At 71.9% G+C, this 22,237-nt stretch carries 16 protein-coding genes; 8 read left to right on the top strand and 8 right to left on the bottom strand.

Translation table 11 applies throughout. The annotated features are described in order from the left end of the window. The first annotated feature begins 2 nt into the window (after positions 1-2). Positions 3-674 (top strand): GNAT family N-acetyltransferase, encoded by a 672-nt coding sequence (locus tag C1703_RS27790; RefSeq protein WP_198678294.1) that lies wholly within the window; start codon positions 3-5, stop codon positions 672-674. On the opposite strand, the gene C1703_RS27785 is transcribed toward C1703_RS27790, so the two are convergent. From C1703_RS27785 to C1703_RS27760, 6 genes are all read right to left on the bottom strand, one after another. Next, complete coding sequence (locus C1703_RS27785) at positions 628-1,251, bottom strand: ADP-ribosyltransferase (RefSeq protein ID WP_114255399.1); 624 nt, start codon at positions 1,249-1,251, stop codon at positions 628-630. The two genes, C1703_RS27790 and C1703_RS27785, sit on opposite strands and share 47 nt — an antisense overlap. 93 nt (positions 1,252-1,344) lie before the next feature. Further along, positions 1,345-2,520: a YncE family protein gene (locus C1703_RS27780; protein ID WP_114255398.1), complete on the bottom strand. Its 1,176-nt coding sequence runs from the start codon at positions 2,518-2,520 to the stop codon at positions 1,345-1,347. A gap of 91 nt (positions 2,521-2,611) precedes the next feature. Next, a complete protein-coding gene (locus tag C1703_RS27775) occupies positions 2,612-3,220 on the bottom strand; it encodes an ATP-binding protein (RefSeq protein ID WP_198678293.1) in 609 nt (202 codons plus the stop codon). A gap of 168 nt (positions 3,221-3,388) precedes the next feature. Next, on the bottom strand, positions 3,389-4,156 hold the full coding sequence (locus C1703_RS27770) for an enoyl-CoA hydratase-related protein (RefSeq protein ID WP_114255396.1): 768 nt from the start codon (positions 4,154-4,156) through the stop codon (positions 3,389-3,391). 78 nt (positions 4,157-4,234) lie between these two features. Further along, positions 4,235-5,467: an Ig-like domain-containing protein gene (locus C1703_RS27765; protein ID WP_198678292.1), complete on the bottom strand. Its 1,233-nt coding sequence runs from the start codon at positions 5,465-5,467 to the stop codon at positions 4,235-4,237. A gap of 155 nt (positions 5,468-5,622) precedes the next feature. Continuing rightward, a complete protein-coding gene (locus C1703_RS27760; protein WP_114255395.1) occupies positions 5,623-6,867 on the bottom strand; it encodes an Ig-like domain-containing protein in 1,245 nt (414 codons plus the stop codon). A gap of 186 nt (positions 6,868-7,053) precedes the next feature. Between C1703_RS27760 and glgX the strand changes: the two genes are divergently transcribed. After that, positions 7,054-9,306, top strand: a complete 2,253-nt coding sequence (glgX, locus tag C1703_RS27755) for a glycogen debranching protein GlgX (protein ID WP_114255394.1) — start codon at positions 7,054-7,056, stop codon at positions 9,304-9,306. Positions 9,307-9,315: 9 nt separating this feature from the next. Here the strand turns inward: glgX and C1703_RS27750 are convergent, their stop codons facing one another. Then, complete coding sequence (locus tag C1703_RS27750) at positions 9,316-10,257, bottom strand: ABC transporter ATP-binding protein (protein WP_198678291.1); 942 nt, start codon at positions 10,255-10,257, stop codon at positions 9,316-9,318. Positions 10,258-10,521: 264 nt separating this feature from the next. Here C1703_RS27750 and C1703_RS27745 point away from each other — a divergent pair, with 264 nt between their 5' ends. The 6 genes from C1703_RS27745 to C1703_RS27720 all read left to right on the top strand — a co-directional run bounded on the left by C1703_RS27745 (position 10,522) and on the right by C1703_RS27720 (position 19,547). Further along, positions 10,522-12,333, top strand: coding sequence for an ABC transporter ATP-binding protein (locus C1703_RS27745; RefSeq protein ID WP_114255392.1), 1,812 nt, complete (start codon positions 10,522-10,524; stop codon positions 12,331-12,333). After that, positions 12,330-14,201, top strand: a complete 1,872-nt coding sequence (locus C1703_RS27740; RefSeq protein WP_114255391.1) for an ABC transporter ATP-binding protein — start codon at positions 12,330-12,332, stop codon at positions 14,199-14,201. The genes C1703_RS27745 and C1703_RS27740 overlap by 4 nt, the downstream gene beginning before the upstream one ends. Before the next feature lie 545 nt (positions 14,202-14,746). Then, positions 14,747-14,872 (top strand): hypothetical protein, encoded by a 126-nt coding sequence (locus C1703_RS40195; RefSeq protein WP_269803239.1) that lies wholly within the window; start codon positions 14,747-14,749, stop codon positions 14,870-14,872. Between the two features lie 170 nt (positions 14,873-15,042). Next, complete coding sequence (locus C1703_RS27730; RefSeq protein ID WP_114255389.1) at positions 15,043-17,103, top strand: M4 family metallopeptidase; 2,061 nt, start codon at positions 15,043-15,045, stop codon at positions 17,101-17,103. Between the two features lie 197 nt (positions 17,104-17,300). Continuing rightward, positions 17,301-18,947, top strand: coding sequence for a M4 family metallopeptidase (locus tag C1703_RS27725; protein ID WP_114255388.1), 1,647 nt, complete (start codon positions 17,301-17,303; stop codon positions 18,945-18,947). A 63-nt stretch (positions 18,948-19,010) separates the two neighbouring features. Beyond that, on the top strand, positions 19,011-19,547 hold the full coding sequence (locus C1703_RS27720) for a DUF1990 domain-containing protein (RefSeq protein ID WP_198678290.1): 537 nt from the start codon (positions 19,011-19,013) through the stop codon (positions 19,545-19,547). Positions 19,548-19,595: 48 nt separating this feature from the next. Here C1703_RS27720 and C1703_RS27715 read toward each other — a convergent pair whose 3' ends face one another. Then, complete coding sequence (locus C1703_RS27715; RefSeq protein ID WP_114257621.1) at positions 19,596-22,214, bottom strand: glycosyltransferase family 1 protein; 2,619 nt, start codon at positions 22,212-22,214, stop codon at positions 19,596-19,598. Positions 22,215-22,237: the final 23 nt, after the last annotated feature.

Raw genomic sequence — 22,237 nt, 5'->3', positions numbered from 1 at the left:
CGGTGGCGGACACGCTGCGGGACATTCTCGACGCGGCGGCGCGGGGCGTCTTCCCGCCGGCCGACGGCGGTACGACGATCGTGCCGCAGCCCTCGGCCCGGGACGCGGGCGTCCTCGCCTTCACGGCGCACTCGGTCGTCTTCACCGACGAGGATCCTGACTGGGTGCGCGGGTCGCTGACCGACACCGACTGCGACCGGCTCGCGGCCACGATGAACGCCCGCTTCCTGACGGCCCTCATGGACCGGACGGGGCGTACGTCGGACACCGTCGACGTGCTGCTGACCGGCGCCGCGCTGCCCGGGGAACCGCCGGTCCGGCTGACGGAGACGGAGGGCTCCCGCCATCCGCGGGTGCTCTCCGCGCGCGGACGGCGTGACGAGGTGCGGGTGTGGGAGGCGGACGGCGGGGTGCTCGCCCTGGGCCGCGGGGTGGCCGGCCGGTGGGAGGTCGCGGTCGACGTCGAGGAGGGGGCGCGGCGGCGGGGGCTGGGCCGGCGGCTGGTGGAGTCGGCGCGGCACCTGGTCGGCGGGGCGCCCGTGTGGGCACAGGTGGCCGCCGGGAACGCCCGTGGGCTGCGGGCGTTCCAGGCGGCCGGTTACCGGCCCGTGGGCTCGGAGGTGCTGCTCAGTGCCACGGCTCGTAGTGCGGGTTGCTCTCGCACTCGCTCATGATCTCGGTCCTGGTCCGCTTGTCCACCGGGCAGACGCCGATGATGTACTGCCGGGCGATGCCGCCGGGGAAGGCGACCTCCTGCTGGTCGGCCCATTTGTGGGTGTCGCCGATGGTCTTGTTCACGTCGATGCCGCCCGGGGCGTCGACGTAGTAGTTGAAGGCGGACTTCCACTTCTTGTAGAGGTCGTGGTCGTACGTCGTGGACACGTACGGGGACGGCTGGTTGACCAGGACGTACTTCTCCAGGTCGTACTGGCCGTTGACGACGTCCTTGGGGTGGAAGCCCTGCTCGAAGACGACGGAGGGGCCGCGGCCGTCGGCGCGGTAGAGCGTGCCGCAGGTGGTCCGCCAGGACGGGTCGGGGGTGATGCGGTCGACGTCGACACGGCGGTCGGCGGCGGCCTTGATCGCGTCGTCGAACTGGACGGGACAGGCGGCCGGCGCGGGGGCCGCGGGCTTGGCGGGGGCCGTCGGCTTGGCCGGTGCCTGGGCGGGCGCGGCGGCCGTGGTCGTGAGGACGGCGGTGAAGCAGAGGGCGGCGGCGGTGGTGCGCCGCCGCAGACGAAGAGTGATCATGCAGGGCACGATCGCGGTTCCGCTGCGGCGGGCCGGGGACCCTCACCCGATCAGGGGCGTGTCAACTGCTGGCGCGTGGAGGGCCGATGGGCGTCACCGGAAGATGCCGGTGTGGCCGAGCGAGTAGCGGCCGGGCTGCGGGTAGACCGCGAGGCCGTGCGGGCCGCTGCCGACGGGGATGCGGGCGAGCTGGGTGCCGGTGCGGGTGTCGATGGCGTACACCTCGGCGTCGTAGCGGCCGGAGAGCCAGAGCACCTTGCCGTCGGCGGAGACGCCGCCCATGTCGGGGCTGCCGCCGTCGGGCAGCTCCCACTTCTTGGTCAGCTTGTCCTGGGTGAAGTCGAAGACGGAGATCGTGCCCTCGCCGCGGTTGGACACGTACATCTCGCGGGAGTCGCGGCTGACGTACAGGCCGTGGCAGCCCTTGCCGGTGGGCAGCAGGGTGGGCTCGGTGAACGTGTCGCCGTCCAGGACCCACATGCCGTGGGCCATCATGTCGGCGATGTAGAACTTCTTGCCGTCGGGCGAGACCTTCACGTCCTGCGGCATGGCGCCCTCGAACGGCAGCCGCTGCTGTCCGACGACCTTCATCTTCTCGGTGTCGACCTTGAGCAGTTCGCCGCTGAACTCGCAGGAGACGATGAAGTAGCGGCCGTCGAGGGAGAAGTCGGCGTGGTTGACGCCGTAGCAGGAGACCGGGACGGTCTTCTTGCGCTCCATGGTGTGCGGGTCGCGGAAGACCAGCTCCCGGTCGAGGGAGGCCATGACGACGGCGTACCTGCCGTTGGGCGTGAAGTAGAGGTTGTACGGGTCGTGGACCTCGACCTCCTTGCCCGCCTTGCCGGTCTTGGGGTCGATGGGGGTGAGGGTGTGGCCGCGGTTGTTGTTGACCCAGAGCGTCTTCAGGTCCCAGGAGGGCACGACGTGCTGGGGCTGCCGGCCCACGGGGATCGTCTCGATGATCTCGTACGTCTTCGGGTCGATGACGGAGACCGTGTCGGACTCGGTGTTGGGCACGTAGACGCGGGACGGGAAGTCCTTGACCACCGGGGACAGCTTGTTCGGGCGGTCGGCCGCGTACACGTCCTCGGGGTCGAGGACGGGCGGCATGCCGGGCAGGCCCTCGACGGGCTTCTTCTCGGGCGGGGCGGGTACGGCGGCCTTGGTGCCGCGCGCCTCGGAGGCCCGCTCCCCGCCCGTGCCGCAGGCGGCGAGGACGGCGAGGGCGGCACCCGTGACCAGGGCACTCTTGATGAGGTGACGGTGCATTCCACCATTTAAGGTGTGTGTCACCTGGAAACGGGCTATTCGCCCGATCGGCGGCCGGGTGAGCCGCCGCGCGGACAGCCGGCCCCGGCTCTCAGCGGTCGCCGACCCGCATCTCGAACCACGTGGTCTTCCCCCGGGGCAGCAGGTCGACGCCCCAGCGGTCCGCCAGCTTGTCGACGAGGAACAGGCCCCGGCCGCTGACGTCCAGCTCCTGCACCGGCATCAGGCACGGCAGCCCGCGGGAGGGGTCGCGGACCTCGACGCGGATCCAGCCGCGGCGCCGGTGCAGGCGCAGCCCGAAGACGCGGGCGCCGGTGTGGCGTACGGCGTTGCCGACCAGTTCGGAGACGAGGAGGACCGCGTCCTCCGTGGTCTTGGGGGTGAGCCCCCAGTGGCGCAGGACCACGACCTGGGTGAGGCGTCTGGCGGTGGCCGCGGACTCGGGGCGGGACGGCAGCGGGACCTCTGCCTCCGTCGGGTTGCCGTACAACTCCAGCGCCTTCAGCGCGTGTTCGTCCTCGACGGTCGGCGACCAGCGCGCCGCGGCCGCATGTGCGTCTCCCCGCGGCTGTTCCATACCCTCCAGCCCCGCCATGCCCCCATCATGGCCGCCGGGAGCGCCCGACGGGGCCGTTCCCGGGGAATACGCCCCCGGGCACGGCCCGCGGACCGACGGTCCACCGTCATATGCCAACGGCACTTCGGAGTCGTCCGCACCCCCTCCGACCTGCTGGAACGAACCGTTTCGGGGCAATCGACGGACTCCCTCGGCCGACCACGCTTAAGGCTGCCTTAAGGCTGCCATAAACCGCCCCTTCGAGGGACCCGGATCAGACACCGCGTCAATGGCAAGCCCCTGGAGGGAGGTTCAGAGGAACTTCGCCTTGCCCGGCCCCTCCTCCACGAAGCTGCGCATCCCGCGCTCGCGGTCCTCGGTGGCGAACAGGCCCGCGAACCAGTTCCGTTCGATCGCCAGGCCCGTGTCGATGTCCGTCTCCAGGCCCGTGTCGACGGCCTCCTTCGCGGCGCGCAGCGCGAGGGCGGGGCCCTGCGCCAGCTTCGCGGCCCAGGCGTGCGCCTGCGCGTACACCTCGTCGGCGGGCACGACCCGGTCGACCAGACCGATCCTCTCGGCCTCGTCGGCCTTGACCATGCGGCCGGTGAAGATCAGGTCCTTGGCCTTGGCGGGGCCGACCAGGCGGGCCAGGCGCTGGGTGCCGCCCGCGCCGGGGATCAGGCCGAGCAGGATCTCCGGCTGGCCGAGCTTGGCGTTCTCGGCGGCGATGCGGTAGTCCGCGCACAGCGCCAGCTCGCAGCCGCCGCCCAGCGCGTAGCCCGTCACGGCCGCGACGACCGGCTTGGGGATCCGGGCCACCGCCGTGAAGGAGTCCTGGAGGGCGCGGGCGCGCAGGACCATCGCGGTGTGGTCCATCGCCTGCATCTCCTTGATGTCCGCGCCGGCCGCGAACACCTTCTCCCCGCCGTAGACCACCACGGCCCGCACGTCCGCGCGGCGCGCGGCCTCGTCGGCGAGTTCCTTCAGCCGGTCCTGCGTGGCGATGTCCAGCGCGTTCATGGGCGGGCGGTCGAGACGGAGCGTGCCGACGCCTTCGGCGACTTCGAGAGAGACGGTCATAGGGAGCAGGTTAACGGGGGCTAACGGGAAGGGCCCCGGTGCGGTCCGTCACACCGGGGCCCTGCCGTCAGCGGGGTGCTACTTCTTCCACTTCTCCCACGACATGTTCCAGCCGTTGAGCCCGTTGTCCGGGTCGACGATCCGGTCCTCGGAGTTCTTGACGACCACCACGTCACCGATCATCGAGTGGTTGAAGAACCACGCGGCCGGCGCGTTCTTGTCCCAGCCGCCGCGCACATCGCGCAGGCCGATGCAGCCGTGGCTGGCGTTGTAGTTGCCGAAGGCGCCGCTCGCCCAGTAGTTGCCGTGCAGGAACGTGCCGGAGGTCGTCAGCCGGATGGCGTGCGGGACGTCCTTGATGTCGTACTCGCCGCCGTAGCCGACGGTCTCGCCGTTCATCCGGGTCACTGTGAGCATCTCGCTGATGACCATCTGGCCGTTCCAGGTCTCCATGCCGGGCTTGCCGGTGGTGACCGGGATGGTCTTGAAGAGCTTGCCGTCCCGCATGACCTTCATCGTCAGCTTCTTGGCGTCGACGACGGAGACCTGGTTGCGGCCGATGGTGAAGTCGATGGTCTTGTCCTGCTCGCCGTAGACCCCGGGGCGGCCCTCGACGCCGTCGAGGTTCAGGTCGACGGTCACCTTGGTGCCGGGCTTCCAGTACTTCTCGGGGCGGAAGTCCAGGCGGTCGTTGCCGAACCAGTGGCCCTCGACGTCGACGGCCGGCTCGGTCCTGATGCGGATGGCCTTCTCGACGGCCTCCGGGCTGGTGATGCCCCGGGAGAAGCGGATCGAGAACGGCATGCCGACGCCGACCTTGGAGCCGTCCTCGGGGGTGAAGGTGCCGATGAAGGTGTTCTTCGGCGTCAGCGTCGTGAAGCCGGCGTCCTCCGCGGCCGTGCGGCCCTCGGCGTCCTTGGCGACCGCGTGCACCGTGTACTTCGTGGCGGCGGACAGGTGGGTGGACGGCGTCCAGCTGGCGCCGTCGCCGGATATCTCGCCGTCGACCTTCCTGCCCTCGCCGTCCTTGACCTCGACCTCGGTCAGCTTGCCCTTGGCGGCGGTGACCTTCAGCGCGCCGCTGGTGTCGACGGACTTGGCGCCGTCCTTGGGGGTGATGCTGACGACGGCCTCGGACTGCTTGCTCTGCGCGGTGTCCGCGTCCTTGCCCTTGCCCTCGCCCGCGCCGGAACCGGAACCGGTCCCCCCGCCGCCGCACGCCGTGACGGCGAACAGAAGCACGCCCAGGATCAGCGCGAGCAGTCCCTTCCCGCCCCCAACCGACGCCCCCGATATCGGTCGCCCGTTCACGTTGTTCTCCCCTCCCCGGGCCTGGTCAGGCCCGCACCCCTGCGCGTCCCCCGCGCACCGGCGAATAGTAACCACAGGGTGCGGGGCGCAGGCGGCCCGCGATTGTCACTGTTCGGTCCCAACGGAATGCCAGGTCAACCCACCCCTCTGTCGGGCTACTTCACCGCACTGCCCGCCTTCCATGCATTCCAGCCCATATTCCAGCCTCCGAGCCCGTTGTCGGGAGCGACCTTTTTGTCATTGCTGTTGACGACCTCGACGACGTCCCCGATGAGGCTGCGGTCGAAGAACCAGCCGGCCGGGGTGTCGGAGCCGCCGCCCTTCACATCGCGCAGTCCGACGCAGCCGTGGCTGACGTTGGTGCGGCCGAAGACGGTGGCGGGCGCCCAGTAGTTGCCGTGCAGGAAGGTGCCGGAGTCGGTCAGGCGCATGGCGTGCGGGACGTCCGGGATGTCGTACTCGCCCTTGCCGTCGCGCTTCTTGAAGCCGACCGTGGCGCCGTTCATCCGGGTGACCTCGAGCATCTCGGTCACCACCATCTTGCCGTTGTAGGTGGTGGTCTTCGGGGCGCCGGCGGTGATCGGCACGGTGGCGAGGGGCTCGCCGTCGCGGCGCACCTCCATGGAGTGCCGGGCGGCGTCGACGACGGAGACCTGGCTACGGCCGACGGTGAAGGAGAACGTCTTGTGCTGCAGGCCGTAGACCCCGGGCGCCCCCTCGACGTCCCGCAGGCGCAGGGAGACGGTGACCTGGGTTCCGGGCTTCCAGTAGTGCTCGGGTCGGAAGTCGAGGCGGGTCCGGCCGAACCAGTGCGGGCGGATCTCGACGGCCGGGCGGGCGGTGACCCGCACCGCGCGTTCGACGGCGGCGCGGTGCCTGATCTCCCGGTTGAACTCCAGAGAGACGATCATGCCGGTGCCGACCGTGGCGCGGTCCTCCGGGGCGACGTAGCCGATGAAGCGCTCCTCGGGGACGTACGTCGTGAAGGTGGTGTGGCGGGCCGAGCGGCGTCCGTCGCCGCCCACGGCGACCGCGTCGACCGTGTACTCGGCGGCCAGCGCCAGCCGCTCCTCCACGGGCTCCCAGGTCAGGCCGTCGGCGGAGATCCGCCCGGGCACGGGGGACTCCTGGGCGTCCTGTGACCTGACGACCTTCACCGACTCCAGCCGGCCGTCGGGCACGCGCACCCGCAGCTTCCTCCCGGGGCGCACGCCCTTGCTGCCGTCGCCGGGCGAGACCTTGATGACGTCCTCGGGCGCCGGGGGCGCGCCGAACGCCCCGGCGATCCCGCCCGCGTCGTCCGAGGTACAGCCCGTGGCCCCGGCGAGGAGCCCTGCCCATGTCACTACGGCGGCCAGCGCGGCCCTCGCGCGCCGCGCGCGCCCTTGTACGTGCCTCACGAGGTGCCCAACGACCGGCCGCGGCCCCGGGAAACGACCATGCCCGCCCCCGGGGAAACGTGAGTGCGACCCACCCTCTGGGCAGAACAGTGGGGAGGACGACGCGCAGGGGAGCCGCGGACCGGGCCGCAGCAGGGCCGCACCCCTCTGTCCCCCGTCGTCCCACGAGCCGCGGGAGGCTGACAGGTGTCCAGCGCAGCCGAGCAGGAGGCGGTGGCCGGTCCTCAGGCCACCGGGAACGGGCGCCAGGCCGCCGCCACGAACGGCACGCGGCGGGCCTCGCCGCCGCCCACGGTGCCCGCCCGGCCGGGCGCGCCGACCCCGCTGGGCGCCCGGTTCCGGGTCGGTCCGGACGGGGTGGCCGGGACCAATTTCGCGTTGTGGGCGGGCGGGGCCGAGGGCGTCGAGCTGTGCCTCTTCGACGAGGCGGGCAAGGAGTCACGGGTCCGGCTCGCCGAGCTGACCCACGAGATCTGGCACGGCTTCGTCCCGGGCGTGCTGCCCGGGCAGCGCTACGGCTACCGGGTGCACGGCCGCTGGGACCCCTGGACGGGCGCCCGCTGGAACCCGGCGAAGCTGCTCCTCGACCCGTACGCGCGTGCCGTGGACGGCGACTTCACGCTGCCGCCGGAGGTGTACGGGCACGTCCGCGACTGGCCGCAGCAGCACGTCGCCGACACCGTGCGCGACGACCGGGACTCGGCGCCGTACGTCCCGAAGGGCGTCGTCGTCCACGATGACGACGACTGGGCCGACGACCGCCGGCCGAAGACGCCCTGGGCGGACTCGGTCATCTACGAGCTGCACGTCAAGGGCTTCACCCAGCGGCACCCGGGCATCCCCGAGGAGCTGCGCGGCACGTACGCCGGTCTCGCGCACCCGGCGGCCATAGAGCACCTGGTGAAGCTGGGCGTGACGGCGGTGGAGCTGCTGCCGGTGCACCAGTTCGCGCACGAGGACCACCTGCTGCGCAGAGGCCTGCGGAACTACTGGGGCTACAACTCCATCGGCTACTTCGCCCCGCACGCGGCCTACGCGGCCTCCGGCACGACCGGGCAGCAGGTCGGCGAGTTCAAGCGGATGGTGCGCGCCCTGCACGCGGCGGGGATCGAGGTCATCCTCGACGTGGTCTACAACCACACCGCCGAGGCGGGCGAGCTGGGCCCGACGCTGTCCCTGAAGGGCATCGACAACCGCGGCTACTACCGCCTCCAGGACGACCCCCGCCGGTACGCCGACTACACCGGCTGCGGCAACACCCTGCACGTGGTCCAGCCGCAGGTGCTGCGCCTGATCACCGACTCGCTGCGCTACTGGGTGACGGAGATGGGCGTGGACGGCTTCCGCTTCGACCTGGCGGCGGCGCTGGCCCGCTCGATGCACGACGTCGACATGCTCTCCCCGTTCCTGGCGGTGATCGCCCAGGACCCGGTGCTGCGGCGGGTGAAGCTGATCGCCGAGCCGTGGGACGTGGGGTCGGGCGGCTACCAGGTGGGGGCGTTCCCGCCGCTGTGGACGGAGTGGAACGACCGGTACCGCAACGCCGTCCGGGACTTCTGGCGGCACGCGCTGCCGGACGTCCGCGAGATGGGCTACCGCCTGTCGGGCTCCAGCGACCTGTACGCCTGGGGCGGCCGCAGGCCCTACGCCTCGGTCAACTTCATCACCGCGCACGACGGCTTCACCCTGCGCGACCTGGTGTCGTACGAGCGCAAGCACAACGAGGCCAACGGCGAGGGCAACCGCGACGGCACGGACGACAACCGCGCCTGGAACTGCGGGGCCGAGGGCGAGACGGACGACGAGGGCGTGCGCGCCCTGCGGCGCCGGCAGCTGCGGAACCTGCTGACCACGCTGCTGCTGTCCACGGGGGTGCCCATGCTGGTCGCCGGTGACGAACTGGGCCGCACGCAGGGCGGCAACAACAACGCCTACTGCCAGGACAACGAGATCAGCTGGCTGGACTGGGACCTGCTGGAGGACCCCGGCTGGCGGGCCCTGTTCGAGCTGACCTCCCGGCTGATCGCGCTGCGCCACCGGCATCCGGTGCTCCGCCGCCGGGCCTTCTTCTCCGGCCGGGCCCAGACCGCGGACGGCCTGCGCGACCTGGCCTGGTTCACGTCCCGGGGCACGGAGATGACCGAGCAGGACTGGTACGCGCCCGCCGCCACGCTGGCCATGTACCTGTCCGGCCGGGACATCCCGGGCCGGGACGAGCGCGGCGACCAGATACTCGACGACAGCTTCCTGGCCGTGCTGCACGCGGGCGAGGAGCCGGTGGACTTCGTGCTGCCGGGGCCGCCGTGGGCGGAGCGCTACGAGGTCGTCGTCGACACCGGCCTGGAGGAACAGGGGGAGGCGCCGGGGGTGGAGCACCGGGCGGGGACGGAGATCACGGTGCCCGCGCGGGCGGTGCTGCTGCTGCGGGTGGCGGGCTGAGGCATCGTTTCAGCGCGCCGGGGCTCGGGCTTGGCACCATGCCGCTGCTTCCTTCGTGAGGTCGAGGAACGCGCCGTCCAGCGTGGCGTCGGTGACCCGGAGCTGGTGGGCCGTGACGCGGGCGCGGGCGAGGAGGGTGATGACGGCGTTGACGGTCTCGTCGGTGCCGGACAGGGTGACGCGGCCGTCCCGGTACTCGACCGACGCGAGCGCGGGCAGCGCGTTCAGGTCACGGTCGTCCAGCGGGGCGGACGGCGTGAAGCTGATGACGGTGGCACCCGCCGAGCGGCGGATCAGGCAGGCCGGGGTGTCCAGGGCGGCCACCCGGCCCTCGTCGATCACGGCGATCCGGTCGCACAGCCGCTGTGCCTCCTCCATGAAGTGGGTGACGAGCAGGACGGTCACGCCGTTCGCGCGGATGTCCTCGATCAGCTCCCAGGTGTCCCGGCGGGCGCGCGGGTCGAGGCCGGTCGTCAGCTCGTCCAGGACGACGGCCCGGGGGTTGCCCACCAGCGCGAGCGCGATGAACAGCCGCTGCTTCTGGCCGCCGGAGAGCTTGGCGAACCGGGTCGTCAACTTGGCGGTGGGGCCCAGGCGTTCGGCGAGCGGGCGCCGGTCGAGCGGGTTCGGGTAGAAGGCGCTGTACAGCTCCAGAGCCTCGCGGACGGTGAGCTTGGCCTGCAACTCGCTCTCCTGGAGCTGCGCGCCGAGCACGCGGCGGGTGGCCTGGTGCTCGGCGACGGGGTCGAGGCCGGTGACGCGGACGCGGCCGGAGTCGGGTACGCGCAGCCCTTCGACGCATTCCACGGTGGTGGTCTTCCCGGCGCCGTTCGGGCCGGGGATCCCGAAGATCTCCCCCTCCTCCACGGCGAAGGAGACACCGTCCACGGCGGGACGTCCGGCGTAGCTCTTGCGCAGCTCGGTGACTTCGATGACGGGTGCGGTCGGCATACGTCGAGGGTCGCGGCAGGGCGGGGTGCGCCACATCGGCCGTCACGCTCGAACGGGCATCAGCCGATCGGTTGATGCGGGGGGTGCGACCCGGCGGGCGGGCGCACGGCGGTCCGGAGGAACTCGGCAGGCGGGCGCACGGCGGTCCCGGGGAAACTCTGCGGTGGGCGCACGGCGGTCCGGCGGAAACTCGGCGGTGGGCGCACGGCGGTCCGGCGGAAACTCGGTGGGCAGTGTCAGTGGCGATCCGTAGGCTCGCTGCTGATGGCCACGACACCCGCCCCCGCCCAGGACCGTTCCGTCGTGCGCACGCTGCTGCGCCTGTGGCCGTACGTGCGGCCCGTGCGGGCGCGGCTGTTCACCGCCGCGTTCGTGGCGATACTGGCCTCCTGCACGGGCCTGGTGATCCCGCTCGTCCTGAAGTGGATGGTGGACGGGCCGGTCGCCGACCGGGACCCGGCCGGGGTGTGGCTCGGCGCGCTGTACCTGCTGCTGCTCGGCTTCGCGGAAGCCCTGCTGTTCGGCCTCAGGCGCTGGCTGGTGGCCCGTCCGCTGTCGCACGTCGAGGCGTCGATGCGGGCGGCCCTGTACCGGCACCTCCAGCGGCTGCCGGTGTCCTTCCACGACCGGTGGGCCTCGGGGCAGTTGCTGTCCCGGGGGACGACGGACCTGATGCTGCTGCGTATGTTCCTCGCCTTCCCGCTGACGTTCCTGCTGGTCAACGGGGTGACGATCGTCGTCGGCGTGGTCATCATGCTGCTCCAGGACTGGACGCTGGGGCTGGTCATCCTCGGACCCGCCGTGCCCGTCATGGTCACCTGCCTGGTCTTCGAGAGGCGCTACGCCGCGGCGGCGCGGCGCGCCCAGGACCAGGTCGGCGACCTGACGACGGTCGTCGAGGAGAGCGTGCTCGGCATCCGCATCATCAAGGGCTTCGGCCGCCACCGGAGCCAGGCGCGGGCGTTCCGGGAGCTGTCGCGCACGCTGCGCGGCACGGAACTGCGCAAGGCGCGGCTGCTGGCGACGATCTGGGGCGTCATCGTGACGCTGCCGGAGGTGGCGATCGGGGCGGCGCTGGTGGTGGGGGTCGTCCAGGTCGCCGACGGGGCGCTGTCGGCGGGCACGCTGGTGGCGTTCCTGTCGACGGCGCTGGCCCTGCGCTGGCCGGTGGAGTCGATCGGGTTCCTGCTGGCGATGAGCCAGGAGGCGGCGACGGCGACGGAGCGGTACTTCGAGGTGATGGACGAGGAACCCGAGGAGGCGTCCAGCACCCGGGGCGCCGGCCCGGGGGTGGCCCCCGCCCGGGACGAGGGGCTGCGCTTCGCCGGCGTCACCTTCCGCTACCCGGACGCCCCACCCGGCACCCCGCCCGTGCTCCGGGACATCGACCTGCACATCCGCCCGGGCGAATCCATGGCCCTGGTCGGCGCGACCGGCAGCGGCAAGACCACCCTGACAGCGCTCATCCCCCGCCTGTACGAGGCGACTTCGGGCCGTATCACGCTCGACGGCGTCGACATCACCGCCCTGTCCCGTGAGGCGCTCCGCGCCAAGGTCGCCGTCGCGTTCGAGGAACCCACGCTCTTCTCGGCGTCCGTCGGCGACAACGTTCTCATGGGCGCCGGCGACACCGCCGGTCCGGCCGAGCTGGAGCGCGCCCTGGCCGTCGCCCAGGCCGACTTCGCGCACGCGCTGCCCCAGGGGACGGACACCCGGGTGGGCGAGCAGGGCCTCAGCCTCTCCGGCGGGCAGCGGCAGCGCCTCGCGCTCGCGCGGGCCGTGGTCGGACAGCCGGAGTTCCTCGTCCTGGACGATCCGCTGTCGGCCCTGGACGTGCACACCGAGGCCGCCGTGGAGGCCGCCCTGCGGCAGGTCCTCGCGGACACGACGGCCCTGATCGTGGCGCACCGCCCGTCCACGGTGCTGCTCGCCGACCGGGTCGCGCTGCTGTCCGGCGGCCGGATCGCCGCGGTCGGCACCCACCAGGAACTGCTGCGGACGAACGCCGAGTACGCGCACCTGATGTCCGGGGCATCGCCGGGGCAAGCGTCAGGGGAACAGGAGGACGCACGATGACGGCGGCCACCACCACCGCACCGGCCGGCGACAAACCGGGCGACCGGCCCCCCGGCACCGCCGAGACCGGCGACACGGGTGATCCCTTCGACAAGGATGTCCTGCCCACTCCGCCGGGCGCCACCGCCGCCCTGCTGCGCTCCCTGCTCGCGCCCCTGAAGGCCCGCGTCACGGTCACGACGCTCCTGCTGCTGCTCCAGCAGGCGGTGGTGCAGGCGGGCCCGCTGCTCGTCGCCTACGCCATCGACCGTGCCGTACCGGCGTTCCGGGCGCACGACCACGGGCCGCTGATCGCGGTCGGCGCCGGCTATCTGGGGTGCGCGCTGGCCGCGGGCGGACTGCAGTGGGCGTTCATCGCCGCCGCGGCCCGGGTCAACCAGGACGTGCTGCTGGACCTGCGCGGCCGGATCTTCCGCCACGCGCAGGCGCTCAGCGTCGACTTCCACGAGCGCTACACCTCGGGCCGGCTCATCTCCCGCTCCACGACGGACGTGGAGTCGCTGCGCGAACTGCTGGACGAGGGCCTCCAGGAGCTCGTGACGGTCGTCCTGTCCTTCGTCTACATCTCGGCGATGCTGCTCTGGCTCGACCTGGGCCTCGGGGGCGTGGCGGTGGCGTCCCTGGTGCCGCTGTACGCGCTGGTGCGGCTGTACCAGCGGCGGGCCGGGCGGGTGTACCGGGCGCGGTCCACGGCGATCGCGGCCGTCATCGTCAAGTTCGTCGAGACCATGAACGGCATCCGCCCGGTGCGCGCCTTCCGCCGCGAGGCCGCCAACGACGCCGACTTCGGGGCGCTGAACCGGCGGCACGAGCGGATCAACGGCGACGCCCTGCTGGAGATGGCCCGCTACGTCACCGGCTCGCGGCTGGTCGCCAACACGGCGGTCGCGGCGATCGTGCTGTGGGGCGCCTACCGGGTCGCGGACGGCACGCTGGCCCTCGGCGTGCTGGCGGCGGCGGTGCTGTACCTGCGGCGGCTGTACGACCCCATCGACCGGCTCGGGATGTTCCTCAACTCCTGGCAGTCGGCGGCCGCCTCGCTGGAGAAGATCGCCGGGCTGCTCGCCCAGACCCCGTCCGTGCCCGAGCCGTCGGACCCCCGGCAGCTCCCGCCGCTCGAGAGCGAGCACCCGGGCCGCGAGGTCGTCTTCGACGGCGTCCGCTTCGGCTACCGCACCGGCGGCGAGGTGCTGCCCCGCTTCGACCTCACGCTCCCCGCCGGGCAGACGGTCGCGGTCGTCGGCTCCACGGGCGCCGGCAAGTCGACCCTGGCCAAACTGCTGGCCCGGTTCTACGACCCCTCCGACGGCCGGGTGCTGCTGGACGGCGTCGACCTGCGCGACCTGGCCGTGCCGGAGCTGCGGCGCGGGGTGGTCATGGTGACGCAGGAGGCGTTCCTCTTCTCGGGGACGGTCGCCGACAACATCGCGATCGGCCGCCCGGACGCCACCCGCGCGGAGCTGGAGCAGGCGGCGAAGGAGATCGGGGCGCACGACTTCATCAGCGCCCTGCCCGACGGCTACGACACGGACGTCCGCAAGCGGGGCGGCCGGATCTCGGCCGGGCAGCGCCAACTGGTCGCGTTCGCCCGCGCGTTGCTGGCGGACCCGGCGGTGCTGATCCTCGACGAGGCGACCAGCTCGCTGGACATCCCGGGCGAGCGTGCGGTGCAGCGGGCGATGGCGACGGTGCTGAAGGGCCGTACGGCGGTCGTCATCGCGCACCGGTTGTCGACCGTGGAGATCGCGGACCGCGTCCTCGTGATGGAGGGCGGACGGATCGTGGAGGACGGCGAACCGGCCGGACTCATCGCGGGCACGGGCAGGTTCGCGGACCTTCACCGGGCGTGGCGGGACAGTCTGGCGTAGGGCGGCGGCTCCAGGATCCACGGCTCCGTGAGCCATTCCGCGTCCGACGGTCTCATGAACTCAGGCCGGCGGTAAGGGCTCCGGCCACCGGTCGGGCGACGGGGTGACCGGAAGTTCAGCGCCGACCACCTCCCACTCCGGATGCAGCGCGTGGCCCGTCAGCGTCCGACGGCACACCTCGTGAGCCGCGGACCGGGCTTCCTCCGCCCGCTCCGCGACGAGATACAGCCCGAGAACGGGATACGGCCGGGCCCGCCCGTGCACCACCACGTGCTCTAGCCGGTCCGCCACCCGCGCGGACGAACAGCCCAGGCCTTCGATGCCGTCGGGCAGCGCGGCCCAGCGTACGGCGGGACTTCTCCAGGGCGTCACGGCTCGCGGCCGTCCGTCGCTCCTGGAGCCGGAACGCCTCCACGGTGCGCGCCCCGGCCGCGGTCGCGGCCAGGACCTCCGCGACGTCCGAAGTGGCCGCACCCTCCGTGAGACAGCCGTCGCTGTGACTGGATTCACGGGGAGGGGGAGACCGGCCAGGACGGATGTGTCCGTTGCCGGAACAGTCCTCGCGGGAACTCGGCACGCACGACGAGCTGGTGGCGGCCGGCGGGGCCTACGCGGCGCTGTGGCACTCCTGGCGCGGGGACCTGCCCGAGCCCCGGAAATCGTCCGCATAGCGAACACGAACTTCCGGTCAACGAACCGTTTCCGGCCAATGTATTGACGCGCTCCTGACAGAAAGCGCGCTCCCCTGCCACGCTTCCCGCGACTGCTCCACGGCAACCCCACTGCAACACCTCCACCTCCCCAGGCCGGGCGACCCCCGGTCCCGCAGAAGGAGTCAGTGTTGAGAAGCAGTTCCTCGGAAAGAGGCACCTCCCACAGACGCACTCCCCGCACCCCCCGCCGCACCGCGGCCGTGGCCCTCGCCGGCGTCGCCGCGCTGATCGCCGCCGCCGTGCAGAGCGGCACCGCCACCGCTGCCCCGGAGAAGGCACCGCAGGCCGCGAGCAAGGCGAACCCCGGCTCGGAGTCGGTCCGGCTCACCCCCGCGCAGCGCGCCGCGCTGATCCGCGAGGCGGACGCCGCCAAGGCCCGGACCGCGAAGGACCTCGGCCTCGGCGCCAAGGAGAAGCTGGTCGTCCGCGACGTCCTGAAGGACCGCGACGGCACCGTGCACACCCGCTACGAGCGCACCTACGACGGACTGCCGGTCCTCGGCGGCGACCTCGTCGTGGCGAGCACGAAGGCCGACGACACCGCCGCCGTCGTGCAGGCCACCCGCGCCGCCATCGCCCCGGCCACGACGAAGGCCGCGCTGCCCGCCGCGAAGGCCCGGCAGCAGGCCCTGGCCGCCGGGAAGGCCGAGGAGGCGAAGAGCCCCGGCATCAACCGCGAGCCCCGCACGGTGATCTGGGCCGCGAGCGGCAAGCCGGTCGTGGCGTACGAGACGGTCGTCGGCGGTTTCCAGCACGACGGGACCCCGCAGGAACTGCACGTGATCACCGACGCCACCACCGGCGAGAAGCTGTACGCGTGGGAGGCCATCGAGACCGGCACCGGCAACACGGTGTACTCCGGCACGGTCGACCTCACCACCACCCAGTCCGGGTCGACGTACAACCTCACGGACGGCGCCCGCGGCAACCACAAGACGTACAACCTGAACCGCGGCACCTCCGGCACCGGCACCCTCTTCTCCGGCCCCGACGACGTCTGGGGCAACGGCAGCCCGTCGAACCTGGAGTCGGCCGCCGCCGACGCCCACTACGGCGCGGCGCTCACCTGGGACTACTACAAGAACGTGCACGGGCGCTCCGGCATCCGCGGCGACGGCGTGGGAGCGTACTCCCGGGTCCACTACGGCAACAACTACGTCAACGCCTTCTGGTCGGACAGCTGCTTCTGCATGACCTACGGCGACGGCTCCGGCAACGCCAACCCGCTGACGTCGATCGACGTGGCCGCGCACGAGATGACCCACGGGCTCACCTCCCACACCGCGGGCCTCAACTACAGCGGCGAGTCGGGCGGTCTGAACGAGGCGACCTCCGACATCTTCGGCGCGACCGTGGAGTTCTACGCCAAGAACTCCTCCGACGTCGGTGACTACCTCATCGGCGAGGAGATCGACATCAACGGCGACGGCACGCCGCTGCGCTACATGGACAAGCCCAGCAAGGACGGCGACTCCAAGGACGCCTGGTACTCGGGCATCGGCTCGATCGACGTGCACTACTCCTCGGGCCCGGCGAACCACTTCTTCTACCTGCTGAGCGAGGGCAGCGGCACCAAGACCATCAACGGTGTCACGTACGACTCGCCCACCTCGGACGGCCTTCCGGTCACCGGCATCGGCCGGGACAAGGCGGAGAAGATCTGGTTCCGCGCCCTGACCACCAAGTTCACCTCGACGACCAACTACGCGGGCGCCCGCACCGGCACCCTCGCGGCCACCGGTGAGCTCTACGGCACCGACAGCGCCGAGTACAAGGCGGTCCAGGACGCGTGGGCGGGCGTGAACGTCGGAGCCCGCTCCGGCGGCGGAGGCGGCGGGGGCACGTCCTTCGAGAACACCGCCGACGTGGCGATCCCGGACCGGGGCGCGGCGGTCACGTCGTCGGTCACCGTCTCCGGACGGACGGGCAACGCGCCCTCCAACCTCCAGGTCGCCGTCGACATCGTCCACACCTACATCGGCGACCTCAAGGTGGAGCTGGTCGCCCCCGACGGCACGGCCTACACGCTCAAGGGCTACGGCACCGGCGGCAGCGCGGACAACATAGCCACCACCTACACGGTGAACGCCTCCTCCGAGGTCGCCAACGGCGTCTGGCAGCTGCGGGTCCAGGACAACGCGGCCCGTGACACCGGCTACATCAACAGCTGGAAGCTCACCTTCCCGTAGGCCCCCCACGGCAGGGCGTCGCCCCGGCGGGTTCGAATCCCCCGGGGCGGCGCCCGTTTCACGCTCCGGACCTCCACCTCATCGTCGATTTCCGGCCAACATCACCACACTCTCCTGACATGCACACGCCCTAAGTGCCACTCTTCCCCCACCCGCCGCACAGCACCACAGCAGGTCCCCCACATCTAGGAGCTCGTGTGACCACCCCCCGCTCCGCGCGTCACAAGCGCACCACGCTGGCCATCGCCACCGCAGTCGCGGCCGGCGCCCTGCTCACCACCGGCCTGACCTCCGGCAGCAGCGTCGCCGCCGACGCCACGGGCAGGCCGATGCTTGCCGCCGCCCCCGTCCTGCTCACCGCGCCCGCCCGCACCGCGCTCATCAAGGAGCAGCAGGCGGACGCCGCCGCCACCGCCGACGCGATAGGCCTCGGCGAACAGGAGAAGCTGGTCGTCCGCGACGTCGTGAAGGACCGCGACGGCACCGTGCACACCCGCTACGAGCGCACCTACGCGGGCCTGCCGGTCCTCGGCGGCGACCTCGTCGTGCACGAGTCGGAGTCCGGCGAGTCCCAGGGCGTCACCAGAGCCACGAAGGCCGCGATCAAGGTCGCCTCCCTCAAGCCGGCCGTGCCCGCCGCCAAGGCGGAGAAGCAGGCCGTGACGCTCGCCAAGGCGGCCGGCTCGGAGAAGACCGAGGCGAACTCCACGCCCCGCAAGGTGATCTGGGCGGCCGACGGCAAGCCCGTCCTCGCCTACGAGACGGTCGTCGGCGGCCTCCAGGAGGACGGCACCCCGAACGAACTGCACGTGATCACCGACGCCGCCACCGGCAAGAAGCTCTACGAGTACCAGGGCATCGAGACCGGCACCGGCAACACCACGTACAGCGGCAAGGTCACCATCGGCACCACGAAGTCCGGGTCGTCGTACACCCTGACGGACAGTACGCGCGGCGGCCACAAGACGTACAACCTCAACCGCGGCACCTCCGGCACCGGCACGCTCTTCTCCGGACCCGACGACATCTGGGGCAACGGCAGCCCGTCCAACCTGGAGACCGCCGCCGCCGACGCGCACTACGGCGCCCAGGTGACCTGGGACTTCTACAAGAGCACCTTCGGCCGCAGCGGCATCCGCAACGACGGCAAGGCCGCCTACTCGCGCGTCCACTACGGCAACAACTACGTCAACGCCTTCTGGTCCGACAGCTGCTTCTGCATGACCTACGGCGACGGCTCGGGCAACACCCACCCGCTGACCTCGCTCGACGTGGCCGCGCACGAGATGAGCCACGGCCTGACCTCGGCCACGGCCAAGCTGAACTACAGCGGCGAGTCCGGCGGTCTGAACGAGGCGACGTCCGACATCTTCGGCGCGGGCGCGGAGTTCTTCGCCAACAACTCCTCCGACGTCGGTGACTACCTCATCGGCGAGAAGATCGACATCAACGGCGACGGCACCCCGCTGCGCTACATGGACAAGCCCAGCAAGGACGGCGACTCCGCCGACGCCTGGTCCGCCGGCCTGGGCAGCATGGACGTCCACTACTCCTCCGGCCCCGCCAACCACTTCTTCTACCTGCTGTCGGAGGGCAGCGGCTCGAAGACGATCAACGGCGTGACCTACAACTCACCCACCTCCAACGGCTCCACCGTCACCGGCATCGGCCGCACCAAGGCCCTGCAGATCTGGTACAAGGCGCTGACGACCTACATGACGTCGACGACCAAGTACGCGCAGGCCCGCACGGCCACCCTGAACGCGGCCTCGGCGCTGTACGGCGCGTCCAGCACCGAGTACAAGGCGGTCGCGGCCGCCTGGTCGGCCGTCAACGTCGGCTGACCGGAGCACGGCTCCAGGGCGGTACCCGGACCGAAGGCGGGTCCGGGTACCGCCCTACTCTTGGTGACCGTGTCTTATCCGGATCCGCAGGACTTCACCTACGCCGACGTCGGCGCCACCCGCGACCAGGGCTTCTGCCCGCCGGGCTTCCATCCCCTGAACGTCCGCACCCGCCTCGGCGAGGGCGAGGACGTCTTCCGCAGGGCGTCGGAGGCCGTCCTCACCTGGGAGATGCACCGGGCCCTGGGCGTCGGCATCGACGCCGGTGCGGACCGCGCCGCCCCCGGCGTCGACGTCACCGTCACCCTCGCCGGCATGATCAAGGCCCCCTGCCGCGTGGTCTGGACGGTAGAGGAACCCCGCCGCGCCGGCTGGGCCTACGGCACCCTGACCGGCCACCCCGAGTGCGGCGAGGAGTCCTTCGTGGTCGACCGCACGGGCGACGGCACGGTGTGGCTGACGGTGAACGCGTTCAGCCGGGGAGCCAAGTGGTACGCGAGGGCGGGCGGCCCGGCGACCAGGGGCTTGCAACACGCATACGCACGACGCTGCGGCAGCGTCCTGCGGAACCTCGCGACGCCCGGGGGTGCGGGTACCTAGGGGCGCGGGGAACTCCGCGAGCAACCCCCACGCACCCGCAGCCGACACTCAACGCATCAACAACCCCCCAGCCGCCACCAACTCCTCGCTCGGCCCGGCCACAAGCCCCAACTCCGCGCTGGAAGCCAACAGCCGATGCGCCGGAAGGATCCGCACCGTATACCCAAAAGGCCCGGTGCGATCCAGGGACAGGGCCCCTTCGTAAACCCACCGCCCATCCTGCTCGGCGGAGCCCACCGGCTTCAGGGGAACGACCGTCGCGTCACCGATCCGGTCCTCCTCGTCCACCCGCCCCGAGACGACCTGCACCTCCACGTCGTCCGGCCCGAGGTCCCCGAGCCCGACCCGCACCCGAAGCCCCAGCGTCGTACCCAGCTCCGCCAGAGTCTCGGACGCGGACGTCTCCACATGGTCGACGGTGACGGCCGGCCAGGCCCCCCGCACCCGGCCCTTCCACTCGGCGAGATCCCGCGCCGCGTCCGGATCCATCGACCGGTGGGCGAGCGCCGCCGGCGCGTAGAGCCGCTCGACGTACTCCCGGACCATCCGCCCGGCCAGCACCTTCGGCCCGAGCAGGCTCAGCGTCTGGCGGACCATCTCGATCCACCGGTCGGGCAGCCCGCTCTGCCCGCGCTCGTAGAAGCGGGGCGTCACCCGCTGCTCCAGCAGGTCGTACAGCGCCGCGGCCTCTATGGCGTCGCGGTGGTCCGGGTCGGTGCCGACCCCGTCGGCCGTGGGGATCGCCCAGCCGAAGTCGGGCTGGAACCACTCGTCCCACCAGCCGTCCAGCACGGACAGGTTGAGGCAGCCGTTGAGCGCCGCCTTCATCCCGGACGTGCCGCACGCCTCCAGCGGCCGGAGCGGGTTGTTCAGCCAGATGTCGCAGCCGGGGTAGAGCTTCTGCGCCATCGCCATGCCGTAGTCCGGCAGGAACACGATCCGGTGCCGTACCCGCGGGTCGTCCGCGAACCGCACCAGCTCCTGCACCAGCCGCTTGCCGCCGTCGTCCGCGGGGTGCGCCTTGCCCGCGACGACGATCTGGACGGGCCGCTCGGGGTGCAGCAGCAGCTCCATCAGCCGGTCACGGTCGCGCAGCATCAGCGTCAGGCGCTTGTACGACGGCACGCGCCGGGCGAAGCCGATGGTGAGGACGTCCGGGTCGAGCACGCCGTCGATCCAGCCCAGCTCGGCCGTACCCGCCCCGCGCTGCCGCCAGGAGGCCCGCAGCCGCTCGCGCACCTCCTCGACGAGCTGTTCGCGCAGCGCCCGCCGCAGCTCCCAGATGTCCTGGTCGGGGATGTCCGCCACCGGGTCCCAGCGGTCCGAGCCGCCGACGGTCAGCGCGTCCTCGGCGCGCTGGGCACCGATCTGCCGGGCGCCGAGCCGGAACACCTCGGGGGCGACCCAGGTCGGTGCGTGGACGCCGTTCGTCACGGACGTGATCGGTACCTCGTCGGGGTCGAAGCCCGGCCACAGGCCGGAGAACATCTCGCGGCTGACGTTGCCGTGCAGCAGGGACACGCCGTTGGCGCGCTGGGCCAGGCGCAGGCCCATCACGGCCATGTTGAACAGGTTGGGCTCCCCGCCGGGGTAGGTCTCCATGCCGAGCCGGAGGACGCGCTCGACGTCGATGCGGGGCAGCTCGGCGTCGGGGCCGAAGTGCCGGGCGACCAGCTCGCGGTCGAAGCGGTCGATGCCGGCCGGGACGGGGGTGTGGGTGGTGAAGACCGTGCCCGCGCGGACCGATTCCAGCGCGGAGTCGAAGTCGAGGCCCTCCGCGCAGAGTTCGGCGATGCGTTCCAGTCCGAGGAACCCGGCGTGTCCCTCGTTCGTGTGGAACACCTCCGGCTCGGGGTGACCGGTCAGCCGGCAGTACGTCCGTACCGCCCGGACCCCTCCTATGCCGAGCAGCATCTCCTGGAGCAGCCGGTGCTCGCTGCCGCCGCCGTAGAGCCGGTCGGTGACGCCGCGCTCGCCGAGGTCGTTCTCCTCGACGTCCGAGTCCAGCATCAGCAGCGGGACCCGGCCGACCTGCGCCTGCCAGATCCGGGCGTGCAGCTGCTTGCCGCCGGGCAGGGCGAGGGCGACCTGGGCGGGGGTGCCGTCGGGCTCCTCCAGCTGCACGACGGGCAGCTCGTTCGGGTCGAGGACCGGGTAGTGCTCCTGCTGCCAGCCGTCCCGGGACAGGGTCTGGCGGAAGTAGCCGTGGCGGTAGAGCAGGCCGACGCCGATCAGCGGGACGCCGAGGTCGCTGGCCGCCTTCAGATGGTCGCCGGCGAGGATGCCGAGGCCGCCGGAGTACTGCGGCAGGGCGGCCGTGATGCCGAACTCGGGTGAGAAGTAGGCGATCGCGGCGGGCAGTTCCTCGGGCTGGGTCTGGTACCAGCGGTCGCCGGTCATGTAGTCGTTCAGGTCGCCCGCGACCGCGGCGAGGCGGCGCAGGAAACGGCGGTCCTGGGACAGCTCGGCGAGCCGCGCGGGCGGCACGCTGCCCAGCAGCCGGACCGGGTCGCCGCCCGAGGCGGCCCAGCGCCCGGGGTCGACGGACTGGAACAGGTCACGGGTCTCCGCATGCCAGGACCAGCGCAGGTTGCGGGCCAGATCGCTGAGCGGCCGGAGGGGGTCGGGGAGCACGGGTCGGACGGTGAATCGACGGATCGCCTTCACGGGTTCCACCTCGGCGCGTTGCA

The sequence above is a fragment of the Streptomyces sp. Go-475 genome, assembly GCF_003330845.1.
GTDB lineage: Bacteria > Actinomycetota > Actinomycetes > Streptomycetales > Streptomycetaceae > Streptomyces.
Note: the sequence above shows the minus strand (reverse complement) of the source record. Positions and strands in the feature narration are given on the sequence as shown.